Source organism: Streptomyces sp. NBC_00503 (assembly GCF_036346895.1).
In the GTDB taxonomy this organism is placed as follows: domain Bacteria; phylum Actinomycetota; class Actinomycetes; order Streptomycetales; family Streptomycetaceae; genus Streptomyces.
Map to the genome: position 1 here is coordinate 1,204,760 of NZ_CP107855.1, position 23,069 is coordinate 1,227,828.

The 23,069-nt window shown below is 71.8% G+C and carries 25 protein-coding genes; 15 read left to right on the forward strand and 10 right to left on the reverse strand.

Annotated features, from left to right (window positions below; translation table 11 throughout):
• Positions 1-123 precede the first annotated feature (123 nt).
• The 3 genes from OG490_RS05615 (at position 124) to OG490_RS05625 (ending at position 2,107) form a co-directional block, all read left to right on the forward strand.
• Positions 124-1,053 carry a cytochrome c oxidase assembly protein gene (locus tag OG490_RS05615; RefSeq protein WP_330300793.1) on the forward strand — a complete coding sequence of 310 codons (930 nt, stop codon included), beginning with the start codon at positions 124-126 and terminating at the stop codon, positions 1,051-1,053.
• Between the two features lie 32 nt (positions 1,054-1,085).
• On the forward strand, positions 1,086-1,244 hold the full coding sequence (locus tag OG490_RS05620; protein ID WP_330295170.1) for a hypothetical protein: 159 nt from the start codon (positions 1,086-1,088) through the stop codon (positions 1,242-1,244).
• A 152-nt stretch (positions 1,245-1,396) separates the two neighbouring features.
• Entirely contained in the window at positions 1,397-2,107 is a 711-nt protein-coding gene (locus OG490_RS05625; RefSeq protein WP_330295171.1) for a lysophospholipid acyltransferase family protein, read from the forward strand.
• Positions 2,108-2,152: 45 nt separating this feature from the next.
• Here the strand turns inward: OG490_RS05625 and OG490_RS05630 are convergent, their stop codons facing one another.
• From OG490_RS05630 to OG490_RS05660, 7 genes are all read right to left on the reverse strand, one after another.
• Positions 2,153-3,826, reverse strand: a complete 1,674-nt coding sequence (locus OG490_RS05630) for an alpha/beta hydrolase (protein WP_330295172.1) — start codon at positions 3,824-3,826, stop codon at positions 2,153-2,155.
• A gap of 208 nt (positions 3,827-4,034) precedes the next feature.
• A complete protein-coding gene (locus OG490_RS05635; RefSeq protein WP_330300794.1) occupies positions 4,035-4,781 on the reverse strand; it encodes an urease accessory protein UreD in 747 nt (248 codons plus the stop codon).
• An 86-nt stretch (positions 4,782-4,867) separates the two neighbouring features.
• The gene (ureG, locus tag OG490_RS05640) at positions 4,868-5,554 is read right to left on the reverse strand and encodes an urease accessory protein UreG (protein WP_330295173.1); all 687 of its coding nucleotides are present in this window, start codon (positions 5,552-5,554) and stop codon (positions 4,868-4,870) included.
• Positions 5,555-5,610: 56 nt separating this feature from the next.
• Positions 5,611-6,285 carry an urease accessory protein UreF gene (locus tag OG490_RS05645; RefSeq protein WP_330295174.1) on the reverse strand — a complete coding sequence of 225 codons (675 nt, stop codon included), beginning with the start codon at positions 6,283-6,285 and terminating at the stop codon, positions 5,611-5,613.
• Positions 6,285-8,006, reverse strand: a complete 1,722-nt coding sequence (locus OG490_RS05650; RefSeq protein WP_330295175.1) for an urease subunit alpha — start codon at positions 8,004-8,006, stop codon at positions 6,285-6,287. The genes OG490_RS05645 and OG490_RS05650 overlap by 1 nt, the downstream gene beginning before the upstream one ends.
• Positions 7,999-8,310 (reverse strand): urease subunit beta, encoded by a 312-nt coding sequence (locus OG490_RS05655; RefSeq protein WP_330295176.1) that lies wholly within the window; start codon positions 8,308-8,310, stop codon positions 7,999-8,001. Before OG490_RS05655 ends, OG490_RS05650 begins: the two co-directional genes overlap by 8 nt.
• Positions 8,311-8,324: 14 nt before the next feature.
• A complete protein-coding gene (locus OG490_RS05660; RefSeq protein WP_330295177.1) occupies positions 8,325-8,627 on the reverse strand; it encodes an urease subunit gamma in 303 nt (100 codons plus the stop codon).
• A gap of 329 nt (positions 8,628-8,956) precedes the next feature.
• On the opposite strand from OG490_RS05660, the gene OG490_RS05665 reads away from it, so the two are divergent.
• Positions 8,957-9,346 carry a VOC family protein gene (locus tag OG490_RS05665; RefSeq protein ID WP_330295178.1) on the forward strand — a complete coding sequence of 130 codons (390 nt, stop codon included), beginning with the start codon at positions 8,957-8,959 and terminating at the stop codon, positions 9,344-9,346.
• A gap of 31 nt (positions 9,347-9,377) precedes the next feature.
• Here OG490_RS05665 and OG490_RS05670 read toward each other — a convergent pair whose 3' ends face one another.
• Complete coding sequence (locus OG490_RS05670; protein WP_330295179.1) at positions 9,378-9,827, reverse strand: ATP-binding protein; 450 nt, start codon at positions 9,825-9,827, stop codon at positions 9,378-9,380.
• A gap of 197 nt (positions 9,828-10,024) precedes the next feature.
• On the opposite strand from OG490_RS05670, the gene OG490_RS05675 reads away from it, so the two are divergent.
• Together OG490_RS05675 and OG490_RS05680 are read left to right on the forward strand one after the other, a co-directional pair.
• A complete protein-coding gene (locus OG490_RS05675; protein WP_330295180.1) occupies positions 10,025-10,909 on the forward strand; it encodes a helix-turn-helix domain-containing protein in 885 nt (294 codons plus the stop codon).
• Positions 10,910-10,921: 12 nt separating this feature from the next.
• The gene (locus OG490_RS05680; protein WP_330295181.1) at positions 10,922-11,143 is read left to right on the forward strand and encodes a DUF397 domain-containing protein; all 222 of its coding nucleotides are present in this window, start codon (positions 10,922-10,924) and stop codon (positions 11,141-11,143) included.
• A gap of 42 nt (positions 11,144-11,185) precedes the next feature.
• On the opposite strand, the gene OG490_RS05685 is transcribed toward OG490_RS05680, so the two are convergent.
• A complete protein-coding gene (locus OG490_RS05685) occupies positions 11,186-12,361 on the reverse strand; it encodes an 8-amino-7-oxononanoate synthase (RefSeq protein ID WP_330295182.1) in 1,176 nt (391 codons plus the stop codon).
• Between the two features lie 155 nt (positions 12,362-12,516).
• Between OG490_RS05685 and bioB the strand changes: the two genes are divergently transcribed.
• The 3 genes from bioB to bioD are packed head-to-tail and all read left to right on the forward strand — an operon-like array spanning position 12,517 to position 15,854.
• Complete coding sequence (gene bioB / locus OG490_RS05690) at positions 12,517-13,764, forward strand: biotin synthase BioB (protein ID WP_330295183.1); 1,248 nt, start codon at positions 12,517-12,519, stop codon at positions 13,762-13,764.
• Positions 13,757-15,079 (forward strand): adenosylmethionine--8-amino-7-oxononanoate transaminase, encoded by a 1,323-nt coding sequence (locus OG490_RS05695; protein WP_330295184.1) that lies wholly within the window; start codon positions 13,757-13,759, stop codon positions 15,077-15,079. The genes bioB and OG490_RS05695 overlap by 8 nt, the downstream gene beginning before the upstream one ends.
• Position 15,080: 1 nt before the next feature.
• Positions 15,081-15,854, forward strand: a complete 774-nt coding sequence (gene bioD, locus OG490_RS05700; protein WP_330295185.1) for a dethiobiotin synthase — start codon at positions 15,081-15,083, stop codon at positions 15,852-15,854.
• A gap of 12 nt (positions 15,855-15,866) precedes the next feature.
• Here bioD and OG490_RS05705 read toward each other — a convergent pair whose 3' ends face one another.
• A complete protein-coding gene (locus OG490_RS05705) occupies positions 15,867-16,292 on the reverse strand; it encodes a GNAT family N-acetyltransferase (protein ID WP_330295186.1) in 426 nt (141 codons plus the stop codon).
• Between the two features lie 210 nt (positions 16,293-16,502).
• Between OG490_RS05705 and OG490_RS05710 the strand changes: the two genes are divergently transcribed.
• The 6 genes from OG490_RS05710 (at position 16,503) to OG490_RS05735 (ending at position 23,010) form a co-directional block, all read left to right on the forward strand.
• Entirely contained in the window at positions 16,503-17,840 is a 1,338-nt protein-coding gene (locus tag OG490_RS05710) for a hemolysin family protein (RefSeq protein WP_330295187.1), read from the forward strand.
• The gene (locus OG490_RS05715) at positions 17,837-18,856 is read left to right on the forward strand and encodes a hemolysin family protein (protein WP_330295188.1); all 1,020 of its coding nucleotides are present in this window, start codon (positions 17,837-17,839) and stop codon (positions 18,854-18,856) included. The genes OG490_RS05710 and OG490_RS05715 overlap by 4 nt, the downstream gene beginning before the upstream one ends.
• 91 nt (positions 18,857-18,947) lie before the next feature.
• The gene (locus OG490_RS05720) at positions 18,948-19,739 is read left to right on the forward strand and encodes an SGNH/GDSL hydrolase family protein (RefSeq protein WP_330295189.1); all 792 of its coding nucleotides are present in this window, start codon (positions 18,948-18,950) and stop codon (positions 19,737-19,739) included.
• Positions 19,740-19,850: 111 nt separating this feature from the next.
• The gene (purB, locus tag OG490_RS05725; protein WP_330295190.1) at positions 19,851-21,284 is read left to right on the forward strand and encodes an adenylosuccinate lyase; all 1,434 of its coding nucleotides are present in this window, start codon (positions 19,851-19,853) and stop codon (positions 21,282-21,284) included.
• Positions 21,281-21,850, forward strand: coding sequence for a G/U mismatch-specific DNA glycosylase (gene mug / locus OG490_RS05730; protein WP_330300795.1), 570 nt, complete (start codon positions 21,281-21,283; stop codon positions 21,848-21,850). The genes purB and mug overlap by 4 nt, the downstream gene beginning before the upstream one ends.
• Positions 21,851-21,912: 62 nt before the next feature.
• Complete coding sequence (locus OG490_RS05735; RefSeq protein WP_443065932.1) at positions 21,913-23,010, forward strand: M20 family metallopeptidase; 1,098 nt, start codon at positions 21,913-21,915, stop codon at positions 23,008-23,010.
• The last annotated feature ends 59 nt before the right edge of the window (positions 23,011-23,069 follow it).

A 23,069-nucleotide genomic window follows, 5' to 3' on the forward strand; every position in this document is an offset into this window, starting at 1 on the left:
ACTCCCATAAAGGGCGCCCCCGGCGGATTTTCCGTCCGGGGGCGGCATTACTGTGGTGGGGCATCACAGGTCAAGGGAGTGAAGAGATTGAGTTACCTCGCGCACGCCGGCATGGACATGGATATGGACATGGACCTGCCGCCCTTCACCCTCGGGCGCGGGCTGGAGTTCTCCTTCGACGCCTTCTTCCTGATCGGCTCGCTCCTGGGCCTGGCCCTGTACGGGTGGGGCGTGGTGCGGCTGCTGCGGCGCGGGGACTCCTGGCCGGTCGGCCGGACGATCGCCTTCACCATCGGCGTGCTGACGGTGATGCTGATGATGTGCACCAAGCTGAACGACTACGGCATGGTCATGTTTAGCGTGCACATGGTCCAGCACATGGTGATCAGCATGCTCAGCCCGATCCTGCTGCTGCTCGGCGCCCCGATGACGCTGGCCCTGCGCGCGCTCCCGCCGGCCGCCCGCGGCCACAAGGGGCCTCGCGAGCTGCTGCTCATGCTCCTGCACAGCCGCTACATGAAGGTGGTCACCCATCCGGTGTTCACCATCCCGCTGTTCATCGCGAGCCTCTACGGGCTGTACTTCACCCCGATCTTCGACTTCCTGATGGAGTCCAAGACCGGCCACATCGCGATGATGGTGCACTTCCTCGCCGTCGGCCTCTTCTTCTTCTGGCCGATCATGGGCGTGGACCCGGGCCCGCACCGCCCCGGCTACGTGATGCGCATGCTGGAGCTGTTCGCCGGAATGCCCTTCCACGCCTTCTTCGGCATCGCGCTGATGATGGCGAGCCAGCCCATGGTCAAGACGTACGCGAACCCGCCGGCCTCGCTGGGCATCGACCCGCTCCTGGACCAGCAGTGGGGCGGCGGCATCGCCTGGGCCTTCAGCGAGATCCCCTCGGTGCTGGTGCTGATCGCGCTGGTCTACCAGTGGTACCACTCGGAGCAGCGGGCCGCGAAGCGCTCCGACCGGTCCGAGGACCGCAACGGTGATCAGGAGCTGGCGGCGTACAACTCATATCTCGCCTCGCTTCAGGCGCGTGGCCAGTAGCGGAGGACCGCCCTCAGGCCCCACCATGGGGCATGACCGGATCCGTGAAGGCGATGGCCGTGATGACCTTCGCCTCCCTGGTGGTAATCGCCACGTACTCGGTGGCCCTCGGCAGCAACGGCTGGCTGTGGTTCGGCTGGGTGGTGCTGGGGCTACTGACCGCGGGAATGGCCGCCTCCCGCAGCGTGTGAGTGCGCGACGCCCCCCGCGCCCTCCCGGAATCCCCCCTGCCCCGAACGGGAAGCCCTGCCCGCCCGCGGGTCCGACCCCACCGCCCCCTGCGTCCCGCGGCTGACCGTCCGTAAGATGTCCGTGACAACGGGATGTCGACGGGAGCGGCCTGGTGTTCTACCACTTGCTCAAGCACGTGATCCTCGGGCCGCTGCTGCGGCTGCTGTTCCGGCCCCGGATCGAAGGACTGGAGAACATCCCCGAGGACGGGGCCGCGATCATCGCGGGCAACCACCTCTCCTTCTCCGACCACTTCCTGATGCCCGCGATCCTCAAGCGGCGCATCACCTTCCTCGCGAAGGCCGAGTACTTCACCGGCCCCGGCGTCAAGGGCCGGCTCACCGCGGCATTCTTCCGCAGCGCCGGGCAGATCCCGGTGGACCGCTCCGGCAAGGACGCCGGGCAGGCCGCGCTGCGCGAGGGGCTCGGAGTGCTCTCCAAGGGCGAGCTGCTCGGCATCTATCCGGAGGGAACCCGCTCGCACGACGGGCGGCTCTACAAGGGAAAGGTGGGAGTCGCGGCCATGGCGCTGGGCGCCAAGGTGCCCGTCGTGCCGTGCGCGATGGTCGGCACCTTCGAGATCCAGCCTCCCGGGCAGAAGATCCCGAGCATCCGGCGGGTCACGATCCGCTTCGGCCGGCCGCTGGACTTCTCCCGGTACGAGGGGATGGAAGGTGAGCGGGCCGTGCTGCGGGCCGTCACCGACGAGATCATCTACGAGATCCTCGAGCTGTCCGGCCAGGAGTACGTGGACCGGTACGCCGCCGAGGTCAAGGCCGAGGAAGAGGAAGCGCGGAAGAAGGCCCGGCGCAAGACGCGCTGAGCCTTCTCCCGCGCACAGGGAGCCGATTCGGCTACCTGGTGTCCGCTAGCGGATGGACGGGAGCTCGTCGAGCGCCTGGACGTCCGCGGTCGCGGTCTTGGCGAGGGACTTCGCCGCGGCCGGGGCGGGTGCCACCGGAGTGGCGTGCGGGCCGCACTTCACGTCCTGGGCGTCGACCTTGCCGGTGAGCAGGTAGGCGTCCACGCGGCTGTTGATGCAGGGGTTCACCAGACCGGTGACACCGTGCGAGCCGGCGTTCTGCTCGGTGATCAGACGGGAACCGGCGAGCCGGTTGTGGAGCGAGACTCCGCCGTCGTACGGCGTGGCCGCGTCCCGCTCGGACTGGACGATCAGGACCGGGGCCAGACCGTGCTTGGCGCCGACCTCGATCGGGCTGCTCTGCTTGGACTTCCAGGTCGCGCAGGGCAGGTTCATCCACGCGTTGGACCAGGTCAGGAACGGGTACTTGGCGTGGAGCTTGCTGTTGTCCCGGTCCCACTTGGCCCAGCTGGTCGGCCACTTGGCGTCGGCGCACTCGACGGCGGTGTAGACGGCGTTGCCGTTCTCCGACGCGATGTTGCCCTGGATGTCGCTCATGTCCGGGGCGATGGCGTCGATCAGGGCCTGCTCGTCACCGGCGACGTACTTGCTCCAGGTCTGGGCGACGGGCACCCAGGAGGAGTCGTAGTACGGGGCGCTCTGGAAGAAGCCCAGGAGCTCCGCCGGACCGACCACGCCGCCGAGCGGGTTGGCCTTGGCCTTGGCGCGCAGCTCGAGCCACTTGGCCTCGACCTTGGCGCGGGTGTCACCGAGGTGGAAGGAGGCGTCGTTCTTGGCGACCCAGTCCTCCCAGTCGTTCCAGCGCATCTGGAAGGCGACGTCCTGGCCGAGGTTGGCCTCGTACCAGATGTTGTCCTGGTCGGGGTTGACCACGCTGTCGACGATCATGCGGCGCACGTGGGTCGGGAACAGGGTCGCGTAGACCCCGCCGATGTAGGTGCCGTAGGAGACGCCGAGGAAGTTCAGCTTCTTCTCGCCGAGGGCGGCACGGATGACGTCCAGGTCACGCGCGATGTTCGGCGTGGTCATGAACGGCAGCATCTCGCCGCTGCGCTCCTTGCACCCGTCCGCGTACTCGGCCGCCAGCTTGCGCTGGGCGCGCTTGTCGGCCTCGCTGTCCGGGACCGGGTCGGCCTTGGGGGCCTTGACGAACTCCTGCGGGTCGATGCAGGAGATCGGCGCCGAGTGACCGACGCCGCGCGGGTCGAAGCCCACGAAGTCGTACGCCTTGGCGGTGTTGATCCACAGCGGGCTGTTGGTGGTGGTGCGGCGCGGGAAGCGCATTCCGGAACCACCGGGACCACCGGGGTTGTAGACGAGCGCGCCCTGGCGCTCTTCCTTGGTGCCGGTGCTGACGGCGCGGTCGACCGCGAGGTCGATCGTCTTGCCGAACGGCTTGCTGTAGTCCAGCGGGACCTTCACATAGCCGCACTGGATCGGGGCCGCGAAGCCCCAGTCGGCAGGACAGTCCTTCCAGTCGATCCCGGCGCGCGCAGCGCGCGCGGCGGCGATCTGCGTACCGATCGCCTCGGCAGCTCCGTTGTCACGTCCGGACGGGAAGGCCTGGGCGGCCGAGGCGGACGGGGCGAGCAGCAGGCTCGCCGCGAGCGTGCCGGTGATCAGTGTGGCGGCGCTCCCCAGCGCCGCGTTGCGTATCACGTGGTTGTTCCCCCTGCGTCATCTGCCGCCATGGGCGGCGTGGTTCGGGCGGGTGGGTCGGTGTCGGCGTGCAGGGGGATACTTTCGCCTCACATGGACCGTGCGACAGAGCACGGCCGTGTTCTTTGCCAACCCGATATCCGGAAATGCGTGTACCGCTGAGCGGTGTCTGGTTCGTCCCGGGTTCGGACCCCGTTCATCCGGGGCTTCACCAACCGTAGGTGCGCCAAGCCTCGTCGAGCAGTTCGCGCAGTTGCAGCGCGTCCGGCGCCAGGGCCGTGACCAGGACCGCGGGGCCCGCAAGCGGGGTGGCCGCCGCGAACGGTCCGAGCATTGCGGCCCGCGGCGGAGCCGTCTCGAACTCCGGGTCCACCACCAGGAGCTGGCCGATCGCCCGGTGCCCCGAGAGTCCCGCCGGGCCGTCCCAGCCGTCCGGTGCTCCCGGGCCGCAGGCCAGCTCCTGGTCCAGCAGCGGCCGGCCGCCCCGGTTGACGGTGAGCCGGCTGCGCAGCAGGCCCGGTGCCTCCCCGGTGCGGCCCAGCACCTGCTCCTCGCGCAGCAGGAGCCGGGCGGTGGGGGCGAGTTCGACGCGGGTGCGGACCCGCAGGTCACTGCCGCGCACGGAGACCAGCGGCTCCGGCAGCCAGCGCACCGCCGAGTCCGCGGCCAGGTCGAGCCGGACGTCGTAGCGGGCGGGCTCCCCGTGCCGGCCGGGCAGCGCCAGGGTGGCCGCCGCCGAGCGCAGCAGCAGCCGGGCACCGGGGCCGGCGTCGGCCTCGACCGTGAGGTGGTCGCCTCCCAGGGGGGCGCTCATCGCGCCGACCAGCATGACCCCGGCCTCGGCCCCCTCGCCCCGGGTCCGGCGCAGGGCGAGCGGCCCCTCACCGGCCAGCAGGGGCAGGGCGGTGCCGCCGCGGCCGTCGGCCACGGCGCCGATCCGGGCGGTGGCGCGCAGCCCGGCCGGGGGGAGGGCCGGGAGCGGGGCCGGGGCGTGGGCCGGGGCCGGGGTTCCGGCGGGGGCCGCGCCGGCCACCACAGGGCTCACTTGGCGGCCCAGGCGGCGATCCGCTCGCGGACCCAGGCGGCCACCGGGGCCACGCCTTCCTCGCCGCGCAAGGACTGGAAGGCGACGGGGAGTTCGCCGCGCTGCTCGGCGGCGTCGCGGGCCATCCGGCCCAGGTCGGAGCCCACGTAGGGGGCGAGGTCGGTCTTGTTGACGACGAGCAGGTCGGCGGTGGTGACGCCGGGGCCGCCCTTGCGCGGGATGTCGTCTCCGCCGGCCACGTCGATGACGAAGATCTGGGCGTCGACCAGGCCCCGGGAGAAGGTGGCGGTGAGGTTGTCGCCGCCGGACTCGACGAGGATCAGGTCGAGGGGGCCGACGCTCTCCTCCAGCTCTTCCACGGCCTCCAGGTTGGCGGAGATGTCGTCGCGGATGGCGGTGTGCGGGCAGGCGCCGGTCTCGACGGCGCTGATCCGCTCGGGCGGCAGCACGGCCTCGCGGAGCAGGAACTCGGCGTCCTCACGGGTGTAGATGTCGTTGGTGACGACGGCCATGGACAGTTCCGCGCGCAGGACCCGGCAGAGGGCGGCGACGGTGGCGGTCTTGCCGGAGCCGACCGGGCCGCCGAGGCCGATGCGCAGGGCGCGGCGGGTGCCGTCGGGGCGGTCCGCGTCGGCGCTGTGGGTGTGGCGGTGCGGGAAGGTCACGCCGTGGTCGAGGTGCATGGGGGGGTTCTCCTTGGTGAGGGCGCGTGAGGGCGCGTGAGGCCGCTTTCCGGGCCTCAGGAGGCGAAGAGGCGTACCGGCCAGTCGGCATGGGCCTGCGCCGCGAGGTCCAGCAGGGGCGAGGAGGCCGCGGGCAGGGTCCGCGGTCCCTCCATGCGGGCGCGCACGGCGGCCCGTTGCGCCTGCCGGGAGACGGAGTCGAGCTCGGGGGCGAGCCGGGCCAGGACCCCGCTCGCCTCGAAGGGGTCCAGCCCGAGCAGCCGAACGGTGGCGGTCGCGGGACCGCTGACGCTCTCGTACGCCGCCACGTGCGCGGCGTCCAGCGCCCCGAGCCCCGCAGAGCGGGCCGTGACGCCGAGCACCACGGGCTGGTGCGCCCCGCGCGGGAACGCGGCGGCCAGTGCGTCGAGTTCCGCCCCGGGCCAGGTGGCCCGGGCGGCCCGCATCAGCTGCCGGCCGAGCCTGCGCGCGGCGGTGCGCAGGGCGGGCACCGGGGTGCGGGCGTCGGCGGCCTCGTCGAGGGCGGCGGGGTCGAGTCCGTCGGCGGCGGCCGCGGCGAGGGCGGCCGCCACCAGTCCGGCGGTGTGCAGCCGGCCCCGGCAGAACTCCTCCAGGGTGGCGGCGTCGTGGATCCGGCCCGCCTTGCAGGCGGCCTCGGCCCCGCCGGAGTGGGCGTGGCCTCCGGCGGGGAAGCGTCCGTCGGCGAGGACGAGGAGGGCTGCGAGGCTCATCAGAAGAGGAAGTATCTCTGTGCCATGGGCAGTTCGGCCGCCGGGGCCGGTTCCACCACCTCGCCGTCGATGGTGACGGTGAAGGTGTCGGCGTCGACCTCGACCCTGGGCATGGCGTCGTTGTTGCGCATGTCCGCCTTGGTCACCTTGCGGGTGCTCTCGATGGCGACGAACTCCTTGCCGAGTCCGAGCCGTTCGGGCAGTTGGTCGTCGAGGGCGGCCTGGGCGGTGAAGTTGACCGAGTTGAGGCCGGGGGCGCGCCCGTAGGACCCGAACATCGGGCGGGGCAGCATCGGCTGCGGGGTGGGGATGGAGGCGTTGGCGTCGCCCAGCTGGGCGTAGGCGATCTGGCCGCCCTTGATGACCAGTTCGGGCTTGACCCCGAAGAAGGCCGCGTTCCACAGCACCAGGTCGGCGAGCTTGCCGGTCTCCACGGAGCCGATCTCCCGGGCCAGTCCCTGGGCCACGGCGGGGTTGATCGTGTACTTGGCGACGTAGCGGCGGGCCCGGTGGTTGTCGGCGGGTCCGTCGCCGGGCAGGAATCCGCGCCGCTTCTTCATCACGTGGGCGGTCTGCCAGGTGCGCATGATCACCTCGCCGACACGGCCCATGGCCTGGGCGTCGGAGGAGATGATCGAGATGGCCCCCAGGTCGTGCAGGACGTCCTCGGCGGCGATCGTGGAGGGCCGGATCCGGGACTCGGCGAAGGCGAGGTCCTCGGGGACGGCGGGGTTGAGGTGGTGACAGACCATCAGCATGTCGAGGTGTTCCTCGACGGTGTTGACGGTGTGCGGCCGGGTCGGGTTGGTGGAGCTGGGCAGGATGTTCGGCTCGGACACCACGGTGATGATGTCGGGTGCGTGCCCGCCGCCCGCACCCTCGGTGTGGTACGAGTGGATGGTCCGTCCGCCGATGGCGGCGAGGGTGTCGGCGACGAATCCGGCCTCGTTGAGGGTGTCGGTGTGGATCGCGGCCTGGGCGCCGGTCTCCTCGCAGACGGTGAGGCAGGCGTCGATGACGGCGGGGGTGGATCCCCAGTCCTCGTGGAGCTTGAAGCCGAGTGCTCCGCCGCGCAGTTGGGAGTACATGGCCTCGCGGGACATCGTGTTGCCCTTGCCGAGCAGGCCGATGTTGACGGGGTAGGACTCCAGCGCGGCGAACATGCGGGCCAGGTGCCAGGGTCCGGGGGTGACGGTGGTGGCCTTGCTGCCCTCGGCGGGTCCGGTGCCGCCGCCGACGAGGGTGGTGATGCCGGAGACCAGGGCCTCTTCGATCACGGTCGGGGAGATGAAGTGCACGTGGGTGTCGACGGCTCCGGCGGTGAGGATCTTCCCGTTGCCGGCGATGATCTCGGTCTCGGGCCCGATAACGAGTGCGGGATCGACCCCGTCCATGGTGTCCGGGTTGCCGGCCTTGCCGATGCCGCAGATCCGGCCGTCGCGGATGCCGACGTCGGCTTTGACGATGCCCCAGTGGTCGATGATCACCACGCCGGTGACAACGGTGTCGGGGGCGCCCTCGGCGCGGGTGGTGCGGGCCTGGCCCATGGACTCGCGGATGACCTTGCCGCCGCCGAACACGGCCTCGTCGCCGGCCCGGCCGGGGCCGCCGGCGAGGTCCTGCTCGATCTCGACGAAGAGGTCGGTGTCGGCGAGGCGGATGCGGTCGCCGGTGGTGGGACCGAAGAGGTCGGCGTAGTTCTGGCGCGATATCTCAGACATCGAGGGGCCCTCCGGTCTCGCCGCGCAGTCCCGGTACGGTGCGCAGCCCGCCCAGCGGTACGAGGTCCACGGCGACCGGGATGCCCGGCTCGAAGCGGACCGCGGTGCCGGCGGCGATGTCGAGCCGCTGTCCGCGGGCGGCGGCACGGTCGAAGTCGAGGCCGGGGTTGGCCTCGGCGAAGTGGTAGTGCGAGCCGACCTGGACGGGCCGGTCGGCGGCGTTGAGCACGGTGATGCGGGTGACGGGCCGGCCTTCGTTGAGGCGCACCGGACCGTCCCCGTAGGCGATTTCGCCGGGGATCATGGGGGTACTCCCTCTCAGACGATCGGGTCGTGGACCGTGACGAGCTTGGTGCCGTCCGGGAAGGTCGCCTCGACCTGGACGTCGTGGATCATCTCGGGTATCCCCTCCATGACCTGGGCGCGGGAGAGCACGGTGCGGCCGGAGGCCATGAGTTCGGCCACGGTCCGCCCGTCGCGGGCGCCTTCGAGGATGTGCGAGGTGATCAGGGCGATCGCCTCGGGGTGGTTGAGGAGAACACCGCGCGTCCGACGTTTTTCGGCCACGTCCGCAGCGACGTGGATGAGCAGTCGCTCTTGCTCGTGGGGGGTCAATTGCACAGCAATCACCAAGCTTCCGGGACATGATCAGCATCGCGCCGAGCCGACCCTAGACGGCTTCAACACTTTGTTGACCTGCGCGTATCCGTATCAAGCGTCTCTTGCCCCAACGCGGGGAAAGGCTTTCCACAGCACGGACCAGCCCTTTGCCGATCCATGGGCGCTCATTGACCGGAGGACGTGCCCGACACGCTAGGGACCGCATTTTTCCGCCGAGTTAACCCACGTTTCGGGGAGGTACCCGGTTCAATTCGGGGAGCCTTCGGCCCCGATTCCCGTATACAGGACCGCCACGGCCGTCGACGCGGTCGACACCCACGAGGAGCACGATGTTCGCGAACCCCATCCACCACATCACCATCGACGCGCAGGAGCCCTACCGGCTGGCGCAGTTCTGGTCCGCCGTCACGGGATTCCCGATCCACCCGGACGACCTCGCGGAAGACCCCGAGATCCTGCTGGTGCCGGGTCAGCCGGGCGTGCCCGGACTGCTCTTCATCCGGGTCCCGGAGGAGAAGTCCGGGAAGAACCGGGTCCACCTGGACATCATGCCGACGACCGGGACCCGCGACGAGAACGTCGAGCGCCTCATCGGGCTCGGCGCGAAGCTGCTGGACGACCGCCGCCGGGAGGACGGCACCGGCTGGGTGGTGCTCGCTGATCCGGAAGGCAACGAACTGTGCATAGAGCGCAGCGTCTCGGAGCGCGCCGGCGCCTGATCCGGCAGTCGGCCGCTCCGCGGGCCGCGGCTCAGCAGCCCTGGGTGGTCCTCGCCGGGGCGCCGACCGCCCAGGGCAGGGCGATCCACACGGTCTTGCCGCCGTCCTCCGTCGGGCTGACGGAGAGCCGGCCGCCCGCTTCCGCGGTGAGCCAGCGGATGATGACCATGCCCCGGCCGTTGTCCTGCTGGACGGCGGCCGGGAGCCGCTTGGGCCAGCGCGGGTGGCTGTCGGTGACCCCTACGCGGAGCCATTCCTCGCGGTCGAGGCGGATGTCCACGGTGAAGGTGGGCGACTGGCCGAAGGTGTGCTGCACGGCGTTGGTGGCGAGCTCCGAGACGATCAGCCGCACGCTGTCGGCCGTGTCGGTCCCCTCGGGCAGTCCCCACCCGTCCAGCACCTCGGCGACGTAACGGCGGGCGGCCCTGACCGAAGCCGGATCGCTCGGCAGAGTGACGGATGCTTCCTGGTGATCTGCCATGGCGACGGTCCCTTTCCCACCGGAGCGCAATCGCCCCGGATCTGTGCTGGACGCCAGAGTGCCACCCATCGTCCCGCCGTTTCTGCCGATCCCCCAACATATGCATATATCTGTCGCTCGATGCGGTGAACTCTGCTACGGAAGAGCGTATTTGGACGGCAGACTGGTGCGACCTGTGCCGGTGAAAGGAGGCAGGTGTGCAGCACGGTCCTGCGGTGCGCCGGCGCAAGCTCGGCGAGGAACTGCGCGCCTTGCGCGACCGGTCCGGACTCACCAGTGGTGAGGCGGCCCGGCTCGTGGGTTGGCACCAGTCGAAGATCAGCCGCATCGAGACAGGGCGCAGCGGCGTCAAGCTGGAGGACATCCGGCTGCTGCTCGATGCCTACGGGGAGGTCGTGAGCCCGCAGGAGCGCGCGCTGCTGGAGGCCCTGTCCGCCTCGGCGGCGGGCCCCGCCCCAGGCGCCGACACCGGGCGGGGGCGCCAGTGGTGGCACGACTACCGGGGGCTGCTGCCGCAGGAGTACCGGGACTTCATCAGCCTGGAGGCCGGAGCGCGCGCGGCCCGTACGGTCGAACTCTCGGTGGTGCCGGGCCTGTTGCAGACCCCGGAGTACGCGCGGGCGGTGACCCGGGCCGCGCTGGGCGGGCTTCCGGAGCCGAAGGTCGACGCGCTGGTCGACGTACGGCTGGCGCGCCAGTCCGTCCTGCGGGCCGATCCGCCGCTGGAGCTGAGCGCGGTGCTGGACGAGGCGGTGCTGCGGCGGAAGATCGGCGGACCGGGGGTGATGGCCGAGCAGCTGCGGTACCTGGTGGAGGTGTCGCGACTGCCCCAAGTGCGGCTGCAGGTACTGCCGTTCAGCGTGGGGGGGCATCTCGGCCTGACCGGACCGTTCGTTATTTTCTCATTTCCGAACATCGCCGATCTGGATGTGGTGGTACTCGACCATTTGACGAGTAGCCTCTATCTGGAGCGGAAGGAAGACCTTGAGGCGTACAGCGCCGCGTTCCGCAGCATTCAGGCGCACGCCCTCCCGCCCCGCGATTCGTCGGATCTCATCAGCGCCCTCGCTGACGACGCGTAAGGAGGCACCCCCGTGTCCGCAACCCCCTTATCCACCAGCGGACTTCTGAACAGCGCGAGGTGGCGGCGCAGTAGCCGCAGCACCGGAATGAACAACTGCGTGGAAACGGCCGTGCTCACCGGCGGCCTGCTGGCCGTCCGCGACTCCAAGCGGGCGGACGGCCCGGCCGTGCTCTTCACCGGGCCGGCCTGGGACGGTTTCCTCGTCTCCGTACGGGCCGACCTGCTCCCGTAGCTCCGTCCGGCGGTCCGTGGGCCCACCGGCCCGTGGGTCCGCCTAGCGGTCCGTGGCCCCCTGCGGAGCGGTCCGCAGGATCGTCTCCACCGCACGGCCGATCTCGTCCCCCGTGAGATCGGCCCGCGCCGTCAGCCGCAGCCGGGAGATGCCGTCCGGCACCGACGGCGGGCGGAAGCACCCCACGGACAGACCTGCCTCGCGGCAGTCGGCGGCCCAGCGCAGTGCCGCCGAAGCCGACGGGGCCCGTACCGACACCACGGCCGCGTCCGGCCGGGCCGCGGTCAGGCCGGACGCGGTGAGCCGCCCGTACAGATCGGCGGCCACCTCGCGGGCCCGCTCCGCACGCTGCGGCTCCCGCTCCAGCAGGCGCAGGGCGGCCAGGGCGGCGCCCGTCGCGGCCGGGGCCAGCCCGGTGTCGAAGATGAAGGTCCGGGCCGTGTTCACCAGGTGCCGGATCACCTTGGCCGGCCCGAGGACCGCCCCGCCCTGGCTGCCCAGCGACTTGGAGAGGGTCAGCGTCGCGACCACCCCGGGCGCACCCGCCAGCCCGGCGGCCGCCAGCGCGCCCCGGCCGCCCTCGCCCAGGACACCGAGTCCGTGCGCGTCGTCCACGAGCAGGGCCGCGCCCTCGGCCCGGCAGGCCTCGGCGTACTCGGCGAGCGGAGCCGCGTCCCCGTCCACCGAGAACACCGAGTCGCTGACCAGCAGCGCCCGCCCCTCGTACCCGGCGAGGGTCTTGCGCGCAGCCTGCGGGTCGGAGTGCGGGACGACGGCGATCTCGGCGCGGGACAGCCGGCAGCCGTCCACGATCGAGGCGTGATTGGCGGCGTCGGAGACGACGAGGGTGCCTCGGCCGCTCAGCGCGGACACGGCGGCGAGGTTGGCCGCGTACCCGGAGGAGAGGACCAGCGCGGCCTCGAACCCGCAGAAGGCGGCGAGCTCCCGCTCGAGCTCCGCATGAAGTTCGGTCGTGCCGGTGACCAGGCGGGATCCAGTGGCTCCACCGCCCCAGCGCTCGGCCGCCTCACGTGCGCCCCGCACGGTCTCGGGGTGCCGGGACAGCCCCAGGTAGTCGTTGCTCGCGAGGTCGAGGAGCGGCGAGGAGGCCGGGCGCGGGCGCAGCGTCCGGACAAGTCCGGCTTGTTCCCTGGCCCGCTCGGCGTCGTCGATCCAGGAGAAGACGTCCGCGGGGGCGGCGGTGTGCTGGTCGGGCATCGTCAGTCCTCGCGTTTTGTCGGCAGTCCACAGACGTGACCGACCCTAGCTGTCACCACTCGACCGCCAGGTGTGGCGATACACACACTCTCTTCAAGCCATGTTGTTGGATCTCTCCTTGGCCGGGAGTGGTCACGTGGGACAGGATCGGCGTCATGGACCTGCTGAACACCCTCGTGGACAAGGGGCTGCGGCGCGAGCTGCCGACCCGTGAAGAAGCACTCGCCGTGCTGGCTACCTCTGACGACGAACTGCTCGACGTGGTCGCGGCGGCCGGCAAGGTGCGTCGCCAGTGGTTCGGCCGCCGGGTCAAGTTGAACTACCTGGTGAACCTCAAATCGGGGCTGTGCCCGGAGGACTGCTCGTACTGTTCCCAGCGGCTGGGATCGAAGGCCGAGATCCTCAAGTACACGTGGCTGAAGCCCGAGGAGGCCTCCCAGGCCGCGGCCGCCGGCGTGGCCGGCGGGGCGAAGCGGGTCTGCCTGGTGGCGAGCGGGCGCGGCCCGACGGACCGCGACGTGGACCGTGTCGGCAAGACCATCGAGGCCATCAAGGAGAACAACGAGGGCGTCGAGGTGTGCGCCTGCCTCGGTCTGCTGTCGGACGGCCAGGCGGAGCGCCTGAAGGACGCGGGCGCGGATGCCTACAACCACAACCTCAACACCTCCGAGGCCACGTACGGCCAGATCACCAAGACCCACACCTACGCGGACCGGGTCGACACGGTACAAAAGGCGCACGCCGCCGGGCTGTCGGCCTGCTCCGGTCTGATCGCGGGCATGGGCGAGAGCGACGAGGACCTGGTCGACGTCGTCTACGCGCTGCGCGCGCTCGACAGCGACTCGGTGCCGGTCAACTTCCTGATCCCCTTCGAGGGCACCCCGCTCGCCAAGGAGTGGAACCTCACCCCGCAGCGCGCCCTGCGCATCCTCGCGATGGTCCGCTTCGTCTGCCCCGACGTCGAGGTCCGGATCGCGGGCGGCCGCGAGGTGCACCTGCGCACCATGCAGCCCCTGGCACTGCACGTGGCCAACTCGATCTTCCTGGGCGACTACCTGACCAGCGAGGGCCAGGCCGGACAGGCCGACCTCGACATGATCGCGGACGCCGGTTTCGAGGTGGAGGGCGCCGGTACGACGACCCTGCCCGCGCACCGCTCCGAGCAGGCGGCGGCCGCCACCGGCGGCTGCGGCTCGCAGGGTGCGGGCGCCTCCGTCTGCGGCTCGTCCGCCTCCTCTTCCTCGGCGGACGAGGCCGGCTGCGGTTCGGCGTGCGGCGGCTGCTCGGGGCACGCCGGGCACGAGGCCCCCGTACCCGCCCAGGCCGAGGCGGGCGAAGTCCGCTCCGGTCTGGTGGCGGTACGCCGCCGTGGCGCGGGAACGGACCTCGCTCCCAATGCCTGACCTGCACCACTCGCCCGACGCGCTGCCGGCCGCCGAACTGCTCGCGCTGGACCGGCAGCACGTCTGGCACCCCTACGGCCCGATGCCCGGACGCCAGGAGCCCCTGATCGTCGCCTCCGCCTCGGGCGTCCGGCTGCGGCTGGCCGAAACGGCTCAGGGCAACGACGAGCTGGTCGACGGCATGGCCTCCTGGTGGTCGGCGATCCACGGGTACAACCACCCGGCGCTGAACGAGGCCGTGATCGGCCAGCTCGGCCGCATGTCGCACGTGATGTTCGGCGGTCTCACCCACGAGCCCGCCGTCCGGCTGGCCGCGAAGCTCGTCGAGATCACCCCGGCCGGCCTGGAACACGTCTTCCTCGCCGACTCCGGCTCGGTCTCGGTCGAGGTCGCGGTGAAGATGTGCCTCCAGTACTGGCGCTCCGTGGGCCGGCCGGGCAAGACCCGGCTGCTGACCTGGCGGGGCGGCTACCACGGGGACACCTGGCAGCCGATGGCCGTCTGCGACCCCGAGGGCGGCATGCACGAGCTGTGGTCGGGCATGCTCCCGCGCCAGCTCTTCGCGGACGCCCCGCCGAGCGGTTTCTCCGCCCCGCTGGACCCCGCGTACGTGGCCCACCTGCGCTCCCTGGTCTCCGCCCACGCGGACGAACTGGCCGCGGTGATCGTGGAACCGGTGGTCCAGGGCGCGGGCGGCATGAGCTTCCACAACCCCGGCTACCTGCGGGTCCTGCGGGAGCTGTGCGACGAGTTCGGCGTCCTGCTCATCCTGGACGAGATCGCCACGGGCTTCGGCCGCACGGGCGCGCTGTTCGCGGCGGACCACGCCGGGATCACCCCGGACGTGATGTGCCTGGGCAAGGCGCTGACCGGCGGGTACCTCACCCTCTCCGCCACCCTGTGCACGGAGCGCGTGGCGGACGGGATCTCCCGGGGCGAAGTCCCCGTACTGGCCCACGGACCGACCTTCATGGGCAACCCGCTGGCCACGGCCGTGGCACTGGCCTCGGTCGACCTGCTCCTCGGGCAGGACTGGCAGCGCGAGATCAAGCGGATCGAAGCGGGCCTGCTCGAAGGCCTGGCACCGGCCGCGGACCTGCCCGGAGTCAAGGACGTACGGGTCCTGGGCGCGATCGGCGTGGTCCAGCTCGACCACGATGTCGACATGTCGGCCGCCACCCGGGCCGCGGTCCGGGAGGGCGTGTGGCTGCGCCCGTTCCGGGACCTGATCTACACGATGCCGCCCTTCGTCACGGGCGACGCCGACGTGGCCCGCATCTGCCGCGGAGTCCTCGCGGCCGCCAAGGAGGCCTGACATGACCGGCACCCTCACGCCCGGCGCCTTCGCACCCCGGTCCACGGCGCCTTCGCCCGGGATCGTCATGGTCTCCGGTACGGGCACCGAGATCGGCAAGACGGTCGTCACCTCGGCACTCGCCGCGGCGGCGCTCGCCGCGGGCCTCTCGGTGGCCGTCCTCAAGCCGGCCCAGACCGGGGTGGGCCCGGACGAGCCCGGTGACGTGGCGGAGACCGCCCGGCTGGCCGGCTCCGCCGTCACCACGGTGGAACTGGCCCGCTATCCGGAGCCGCTGGCCCCGGACACCGCGGCCCGCCGCGCCTCCCTCCCGACGGTCTCCCCCACCGCGATCGCGGAAACCGCGCACCGGCTCGCCCTCTCCCACGACCTGGTCCTGGTCGAGGGTGCGGGCGGCCTCCTGGTCCGCTTCGACGAGGCGGGCCACACCCTGGCCGACGCGGCCCGGCGGCTCGGAGCCCCGACCCTGATCGTGGCCCCGGCGGGCCTGGGCACGCTCAACTCCACGGCCCTCACCGCCGAAGCCCTGCGGACCCGCGGCCTCGCCGCCCTGGGCCTGGTCATCGGCAGCTGGCCCGCCGACCCCGGCCTGGCGGCCCGCTGCAACCTGGCCGACCTGCCCGCCGTCTCCGCGCTCCCCCTGCTCGGCGCGATCGCGGAGGGCGCCGGAGCCCTGGATCCCGCGGCCTTCCGCGCGGCGGCCCCCGGCTGGCTGGCACCGCCCCTGCACGGCACGTGGTCGGAGCGGTCGTTCCTCACGGCCTGGCCTGCCTGAGGGCCGGCGCCGTCACCCGTTCAGCGGCTTCACCCAGCGCGTCCAGTGGTCCTCGGGGTGGTAGCCCGCGGCCACCCACGCGCGCTGTCCGCGCTCGTTCCGGTTGAGCACCATCGCGTCCGCGCGCCGTCCGCCGAGCGCCACGAACCGTTCCTCGGCGGCGGCCAGAAGTGCCGAGCCGATCCCCTGGCGGCGGTGGGCCGGGTGCACCGCGAGCCGGTACAGGTGGCATCGCCAGCCGTCGAACCCCGCGATGACCGTGCCGACCAGTTCGCCGTCGCGCCGGGCGAGCAGCAGCGACTGCGGATCCCGGGCGTGCAGCCGCTCGACGCCGTCGAGGTCGTCGCTGATACTCGTGCCCTCGGCGGCGGCCTTCCAGAAGTCGAGGACGGTGGCGAGGTCCGCCGCCGTGGCGGGTTCGATGTGAAGATCGTTCATGTGCGGATCCCATCACGGCCGAACGGGCTCCACCAAAAGAGTGAGCAGATCTCTTTGCCCTTCCTTTACGATGTATCCATCGGTTTCTCCATGTAACGAAAGGTGTGAGCGTCCGCCCATGGGCGAGCCTCCCAGTCCCCGTCATCCGCTCCCGCGACATCGCGCGACACTCCTCCTCCTGACTGATCATGGGACGGAGGTGAACCACCGATGACCGAAGTGCTCCTGCTCGTCCTGGCGCTGCTGCTCTGCCTTGCCTGCGGGGTCTTCGTCGCCGCGGAGTTCTCGCTGACGACCATCGAGCGCAGCGAACTGGAGCGCGCCGTCGAGCGCGGCGAGCGCGGCGCCGACAGCGCCATGGCCGCCGTCCGCAGCCTGACCTTCCAGCTCTCCGGCGCCCAGCTCGGCATCACCGTGACCGGCCTGGTCATCGGCATGATCTCCAAGCCCTCGATCGCCGCCCTGCTCAAGGGCCCGTTCAAGGCCATGGGGCTGTCCGAAGGCGCCGCGTCCACCACCGCCCTGATCCTCGGCACCGTGGTGTCGACCGTCGTCCTGATGGTCGTCGGCGAGCTGGTGCCCAAGAACTGGGCGATCTCCTCTCCGCTGGCCGTCGCCAAGCGGGTCGCCACCATGCAGCGGGTCTTCAGCCGGGCGTTCAGACCCCTGATCAGCCATCTGAACAGCACGGCGAACCACATGGTCCGCCGGTTCGGCCTGGAGCCCGCCGAGGAACTCGCCTCGGCGCGCACCCCGCAGGAGCTGGTGGCCCTGGCCCGGCACTCCGCGAAGGCGGGCGCCCTGGAGAAGGACACCGCCGAGCTGTTCGTGCGGACCCTGAACCTCGCCGACCTGACCGCGGAGAACGTCATGACCCCGCGGGTCCAGGTCACCGCCCTGGAGCTGCAGACCACCGCCGAGGACGTCGCGAACGCGACACTGGCCACCGGCCTGTCGCGCTTCCCCGTCTACCGGGGCAACCTCGACAGCGTCGTCGGCACCGTCCACATCAAGGACGTACTGGCGCTGCCCGCCGAGCAGCGCCACCACCACCCCGTCTCCTCGCTGCTGCGCGAACCCCTCCTCGTACCGGAGTCGCTGACCGTGGACCGGCTGCTGGACCGGCTGTCCGGCAAGCAGACGATGGCCGTGGTCATCGACGAGTACGGCGGCACGGCCGGTGTGGCCACGCTGGAGGACATCGTCGAGGAGGTCGTCGGCGAGGTCCGCGACGAGCACGACCCGCACGAGACCTCCGACCTGGACTCGGCCGGGGTGGACGACGCCGGGCGCCCGCTGTTCTCCGCCGACGGCTCCGCCCGTACCGACCAGCTCCAGCGGATCGGCCTGCGCGTGCCGGACGGTCCGTACGAGACCCTGGCCGGTCTGATAGCGACCGAACTCGGGCGGATCCCGGTGGTCGGCGACAGCCTGGAGCTCGACGGCTGGCACCTGGACGTGGTGGACGCCAGTGGGCGACGGGCCGCGCGGGTGCTGCTGCACGCGCCGGCCGAGCCGTCCGACAACGACGGGGAGGAGGCCCGATGACCGCCGTCCAGCTGCTGATCGGCCTGGCGACCCTGGTCGTCAACGCCTTCTTCGTCGGCGCGGAATTCGCGCTGATCTCGGTCCGGCGCAGCCAGATCGAGCCCTACGCCGAACAGGGCGACCGGCGCGCCAAGGCCGTGCTGTGGGCCCTGGAGCACGTGTCCGCGCTGATGGCGGCGGCCCAGCTGGGCATCACCCTGTGCACCCTGGTGCTGGGTGTGGTGGCCGAGCCGGCCATCGCGCACCTGCTGACTCCGGCCTTCGACTTCTTCGGGGTGCCGGCCGGCCTGACCCACGCGATCTCCTTCGTGGTGGCCCTGGCGCTGGCCACGTACCTGCACATGCTCTTCGGCGAGATGCTGCCGAAGAACGTGGCGCTGGCCGAGCCGGTGCGCACCGCGCTGCTGCTGGGGCCGCCGCTGGTGACCCTGGCGCGGGCGTTGAAGCCGGTGGTCTTCGCGATCAACGCCTTCGCCAACGCCCTGCTGCGCCTGCTGCGCGTGGACGTGAAGGACGAGGTCACGGCCACCTTCTCGGACGACGAGCTGGCCCGCATCGTCAAGGACTCCAGTGACGCGGGGCTCATCGACGGCCGGGCGAGCGAGCGGCTGCACGACGCCCTGGAGCTGGGGCGCCGGCCCGTGACCGATGTGGTGCTGCCGGCGGACCGGGTGGTTCCGGCCCGCGAGGGCATCACCCCGGCCGGGCTGGAGCGGCTGTCGGCGGAGTCGGGGTACTCCCGCTTCCCGATGATCGACGCACAGCACCGGATCCTGGGATACCTGCACGTCAAGGACGCCCTGGACGCGGCGGAGCGCGACGAGCCCTTCCCGGTCTCGGCGCTGCGGCCGATCGCCCAGGTACGGGCGGAGACGCCGCTGGACGACGTGCTGACCGCGATGCGGCGCAGCCGTACGCACCTGGCGGCGGTCCTTGGGGCGGACGGCGCCATGACGGGCCTGGTCACGATGGAGGACGTCCTGCGGGAGCTGTTCGGCAATCCCGCCTCGGCCTAGGCCGAGGCGGCGCGCGGTACCCCGTCCCCGGGCTCCGGGGGCGGGGTACCGCTGCGAGAACGGCGTACCGCGCGGTAGCATCGCTCCCGCCATGGAGATGAATGCGTCTTACACCAGTTTCGTCGCGGTCGGCGACTCCTTCACCGAGGGCATGTCCGACCTGCTTCCCGACGGCTCCTACCGGGGCTGGGCCGATCTGCTCGCCGACCGCCTGGCGGCGCGCGAGCCCGGCTTCCGCTACGCGAACCTCGCGGTCCGCGGCAAGCTGATCGGGCAGATCGCCGAGGAGCAGGCACCGGCGGCGGCCGCCATGGGCGCCGACGTGGTGGCCCTGGTCGGCGGGCTGAACGACACCCTGCGCCCCAAGGTGGACATGGGCCGGGTGCGCGGACACCTGGAGGAGGCCGTCGGCCTGCTGGCCCCCTCCTGCAAGACGCTGGTCCTGATGCGCTCCCCGGGCCGCAACGGACCCGTGATGGAACGTTTCCGCCCCCGTATGGAGGAGCTCTTCGTCATCATCGAGGAGCTCGCCGCGCGCCACGGGGCCCTCGTGGTCGACCTGTACGGGGCCGCCGTGCTCGGGGATCCCCGGATGTGGGACGTGGACCGGCTGCACCTGACGGCCGAGGGACACCGCCGGGTGGCGGAGGCCGTCTGGCAGGCGCTGGGCCTGCCCCCCGAGACCGACTGGCGCACCGAACTGCCGCCCTCACTCCCGCCCGGCTGGGCCCGGCGCCGCGCACAGGACCTCAGCTTCGCGCGGCAGCACCTGATCCCCTGGGTCGGCCGCCGCCTGACCGGCCGCTCCAGCGGCGACGGCCGCCCGGCCAAGCGCCCGGAGCTGCTGGCCTACGAGGCTCCGAGGGGCGAGCGGCTCCCGTAGGCCCTCGTAGGCCCTCGTGGACCTTCGCAGGCCCTCGTAGCAAGCCACAATCCGGGCCGGGCCCCCTACCTGCGTAAACACACAGCCGCGGCCCAAGTAGAATCCCTCCACGTGACTGCCAAGCCCCGCATCCCCAATGTCCTGGCCGGCCGCTACGCCTCCGCGGAGCTCGCCGTCCTGTGGTCCCCCGAGTACAAGGTGACGCTGGAGCGGCGGCTGTGGCTCGCCGTGCTCCGCGCCCAGAAGGACCTCGGCATCGAGGTCCCCGACGAGGCCCTCGCCGACTACGAGCGCGTCCTGGAGACCGTCGACCTCGCCTCCATCGCGGAGCGCGAGAAGGTCACCCGGCACGACGTGAAGGCCCGCATCGAGGAGTTCAACGCCCTCGCCGGCCACGAGCACGTCCACAAGGGCATGACCTCGCGCGACCTCACCGAGAACGTCGAGCAGCTCCAGATCCGGCTCTCGCTGGAGCTGGCCCGCGACCGCACGGTCGCCGTCCTCGCCCGCCTCGGCAAGCTGGCCGGCGAGCACGCCGAGCTGGTCATGGCCGGCCGCTCCCACAACGTCGCCGCTCAGGCGACCACCCTGGGCAAGCGCTTCGCCACCGCGGCCGACGAGCTGCTGGTCGCGTACGGCCGCCTCGACGACCTGCTGACCCGCTACCCGCTGCGCGGCATCAAGGGCCCGGTCGGCACCTCCCAGGACATGCTGGACCTGCTCGGCGGCGACGCCGCGAAGCTGGCCGACCTGGAGCAGCGGATCGCCGCCCACCTCGGCTTCGGCCAGGCCTTCACCTCCGTCGGCCAGGTCTACCCGCGCTCGCTCGACTACGACGTGGTCACCGCCCTGGTGCAGCTGGCGGCCGCCCCGTCCTCGATCGCCAAGACGATCCGCCTGATGGCCGGCCACGAGCTGGTCACCGAGGGCTTCAAGCCCGGCCAGGTCGGCTCCTCCGCGATGCCGCACAAGATGAACACCCGCTCCTGCGAGCGCGTCAACGGCCTGATGGTCATCCTGCGCGGCTACGCGTCGATGACCGGCGAGCTGGCCGGCGACCAGTGGAACGAGGGCGACGTCTCCTGCTCCGTGGTCCGCCGGGTCGCCCTGCCCGACGCGTTCTTCGCGCTCGACGGCCTGATGGAGACCTTCCTGACGGTCCTCGACGAGTTCGGCGCCTTCCCGGCCGTCGTGGCCCGCGAGCTGGACCGCTACCTCCCCTTCCTCGCCACCACGAAGGTCCTCATGGGCGCCGTGCGGGCCGGGGTGGGCCGCGAGGCCGCCCACGAGGTCATCAAGGAGCACGCGGTGGCCTCCGCCCTCGCCATGCGCGAGCAGGGCGCCGAGCGCAACGAACTGCTGGAGAAGCTGGCCGCCGACGAGCGGATGCCGCTGGACCGGGCCCAGCTCGACGCCCTGATGGCCGACAAGCTGTCCTTCACCGGTGCCGCCGGCGACCAGGTCGCCGCGGTGGTCTCGCGCATCGAGGAGATCACCAAGGAGCACCCGGAGGCCGCCGGCTACACCCCCGGGTCGATCCTCTGACCCCCGACGAGCTGAACGCCGCCCGCGACCGCGTCCTCCCGGACGTGGTCGCGGGCGGTCTGCGTGTGCTCTTCTGCGGGATCAACCCGGGCCTGCTCTCCGCCGCGACGGGCCACCACTTCGCCCGGCCCGGCAACCGCTTCTGGCCGGTCCTGCACCTGTCGGGTTTCACCCCGCGCCGCTTCGCCCCGGCGGAGCAGGAGGAACTCCTCTCCCACCGCCTCGGCATCACCAACGTGGTGGCCCGCGCCACCGCCCGCGCCGACGAGCTGAGCGCCGAGGAGTTCCGCGAGGGCGGACGCCTCCTGACGGCCAAGGTCGAACGGCTAAGCCCCCAGTGGCTGGCCGTGGTTGGAGTCACCGCCTACCGCACCGCCTTCGGCGAGCGGAAGGCGCAGATCGGCCCGCAGGAGCGCACCATCGGCTCCACGCGGATCTGGGCGCTCCCCAACCCCAGCGGCCTCAACGCCCACTGGACCGCCGAGTCCATGGCCCAGGAGTACGCCCGCCTGCGCGCGGCCGCCGACTCCCCCGCCTTCCCCGGTCCCGGCGGCGGCGCCGCGTAGCCCTGTCCGGGCGATCTGCGCGGGGCGGACCGGCGCGCGCTGGATACCCTTGCGGTATGAAGATGCACACGGCGGTCCCGGTGAGTGTTGACGCGATGATCGAGGACCTCAGGACTCTCGTCGAGGTCGAGTCCCCCTCGCGCGATCTCGACGCCCTGGCGACATCGGCCAAGACCGTCGCCGCCTTCATCGAGAGCCGCCTGGGTGGTCAGGCCGTCCTGGTGGAGAGCGAAGCCGGTCCGCACGTCCACTGGTCGGCCGGCGGCGTTCCCAAGGTGCTGGTCCTCGGCCACCACGACACGGTGTTCCCGCTCGGCACCCTCGAACGCCGCCCGTTCAAGGTCGAGAACGGGCACGCGACCGGCCCCGGGGTCTTCGACATGCTCGGCGGTCTGGTGCAGGCCGTGCACGGCCTGGCCACGCTCGCCGACCTGTCGGGGGTCGAGATCCTGGTGACGGCCGACGAGGAGGTCGGCTCGCACTCCTCCCGCCCCCTCATCGAGGAACGGGCCCTGGCCTGCGGCGCCGTACTCGTGATGGAGGGCGCCGCCGACGGCGGTGCCCTCAAGACCGGCCGCAAGGGCTGCGGCACCTTCCAGGTCTCCATCGCGGGGCGGGCCTCCCACGCGGGCCTCGAGCCCGCGGCCGGGGTCAACGCCCTGATCGAAGCGGCCCACCAGGTACTGGACATCGCGGCGCTCGCCCGGCCCGACATCGGCACGACCGTCACCCCGACCGTCGCGGCCGCGGGAACCCTGGACAACGTGGTCCCCGCCGAGGCGACCCTCGTCGTCGACGTCCGGGTCGAGTCGGCCGGCGAGAAGGAGCGCATCGAATCGGCGTTCGCGGCCCTGTCCCCGCACCTCGACGAGGCGAAGATCTCGGTACAGGGATCCGTCGGCCGCCCCCCGATGCCCGAGTCGGCCTCGTCCGAACTCTTCGCGCTGGCCGAACGGCTGCTCCCCGGCCTCGAAGGCAAGGCGGTCGGCGGCGGAAGCGACGGCAACTTCACGGCCGCCCTGGGCGTACCGACCCTCGACGGCCTCGGAGCCGTCGGCGGCGGCGCCCACGCCGACCACGAGTACCTGGTGGTCGAAGCCATGCCCGAGCGGGCGAACCTCGTCGCCGGCCTGGTCCACGCCATCCGGCACCAGCGCTAGCGACAGCCCGCCCACCGGAGATCCAAGGCGGACCGCACCGTTCCACAAGGGCCGCAAGA

Coding starts and splice junctions, on each gene's coding strand:
- OG490_RS05735 (WP_443065932.1), top strand. CDS start 21,913: ATGCACACGGCGGTCCCGGTGAGTGTTGACGCGATGATCGAGGACCTC.
- OG490_RS05620 (WP_330295170.1), top strand. CDS start 1,086: ATGACCGGATCCGTGAAGGCGATGGCCGTGATGACCTTCGCCTCCCTG.
- bioD (WP_330295185.1), top strand. CDS start 15,081: ATGACCGGCACCCTCACGCCCGGCGCCTTCGCACCCCGGTCCACGGCG.
- OG490_RS05665 (WP_330295178.1), top strand. CDS start 8,957: ATGTTCGCGAACCCCATCCACCACATCACCATCGACGCGCAGGAGCCC.
- OG490_RS05645 (WP_330295174.1), bottom strand. CDS start 6,285: ATGAGCCTCGCAGCCCTCCTCGTCCTCGCCGACGGACGCTTCCCCGCC.
- ureG (WP_330295173.1), bottom strand. CDS start 5,554: ATGCACCTCGACCACGGCGTGACCTTCCCGCACCGCCACACCCACAGC.
- OG490_RS05705 (WP_330295186.1), bottom strand. CDS start 16,292: ATGAACGATCTTCACATCGAACCCGCCACGGCGGCGGACCTCGCCACC.
- OG490_RS05720 (WP_330295189.1), top strand. CDS start 18,948: ATGGAGATGAATGCGTCTTACACCAGTTTCGTCGCGGTCGGCGACTCC.
- OG490_RS05615 (WP_330300793.1), top strand. CDS start 124: ATGGACATGGACCTGCCGCCCTTCACCCTCGGGCGCGGGCTGGAGTTC.
- OG490_RS05710 (WP_330295187.1), top strand. CDS start 16,503: ATGACCGAAGTGCTCCTGCTCGTCCTGGCGCTGCTGCTCTGCCTTGCC.
- OG490_RS05715 (WP_330295188.1), top strand. CDS start 17,837: ATGACCGCCGTCCAGCTGCTGATCGGCCTGGCGACCCTGGTCGTCAAC.
- OG490_RS05670 (WP_330295179.1), bottom strand. CDS start 9,827: ATGGCAGATCACCAGGAAGCATCCGTCACTCTGCCGAGCGATCCGGCT.
- bioB (WP_330295183.1), top strand. CDS start 12,517: ATGGACCTGCTGAACACCCTCGTGGACAAGGGGCTGCGGCGCGAGCTG.
- OG490_RS05650 (WP_330295175.1), bottom strand. CDS start 8,006: ATGTCTGAGATATCGCGCCAGAACTACGCCGACCTCTTCGGTCCCACC.
- OG490_RS05695 (WP_330295184.1), top strand. CDS start 13,757: ATGCCTGACCTGCACCACTCGCCCGACGCGCTGCCGGCCGCCGAACTG.
- OG490_RS05655 (WP_330295176.1), bottom strand. CDS start 8,310: ATGATCCCCGGCGAAATCGCCTACGGGGACGGTCCGGTGCGCCTCAAC.
- OG490_RS05685 (WP_330295182.1), bottom strand. CDS start 12,361: ATGCCCGACCAGCACACCGCCGCCCCCGCGGACGTCTTCTCCTGGATC.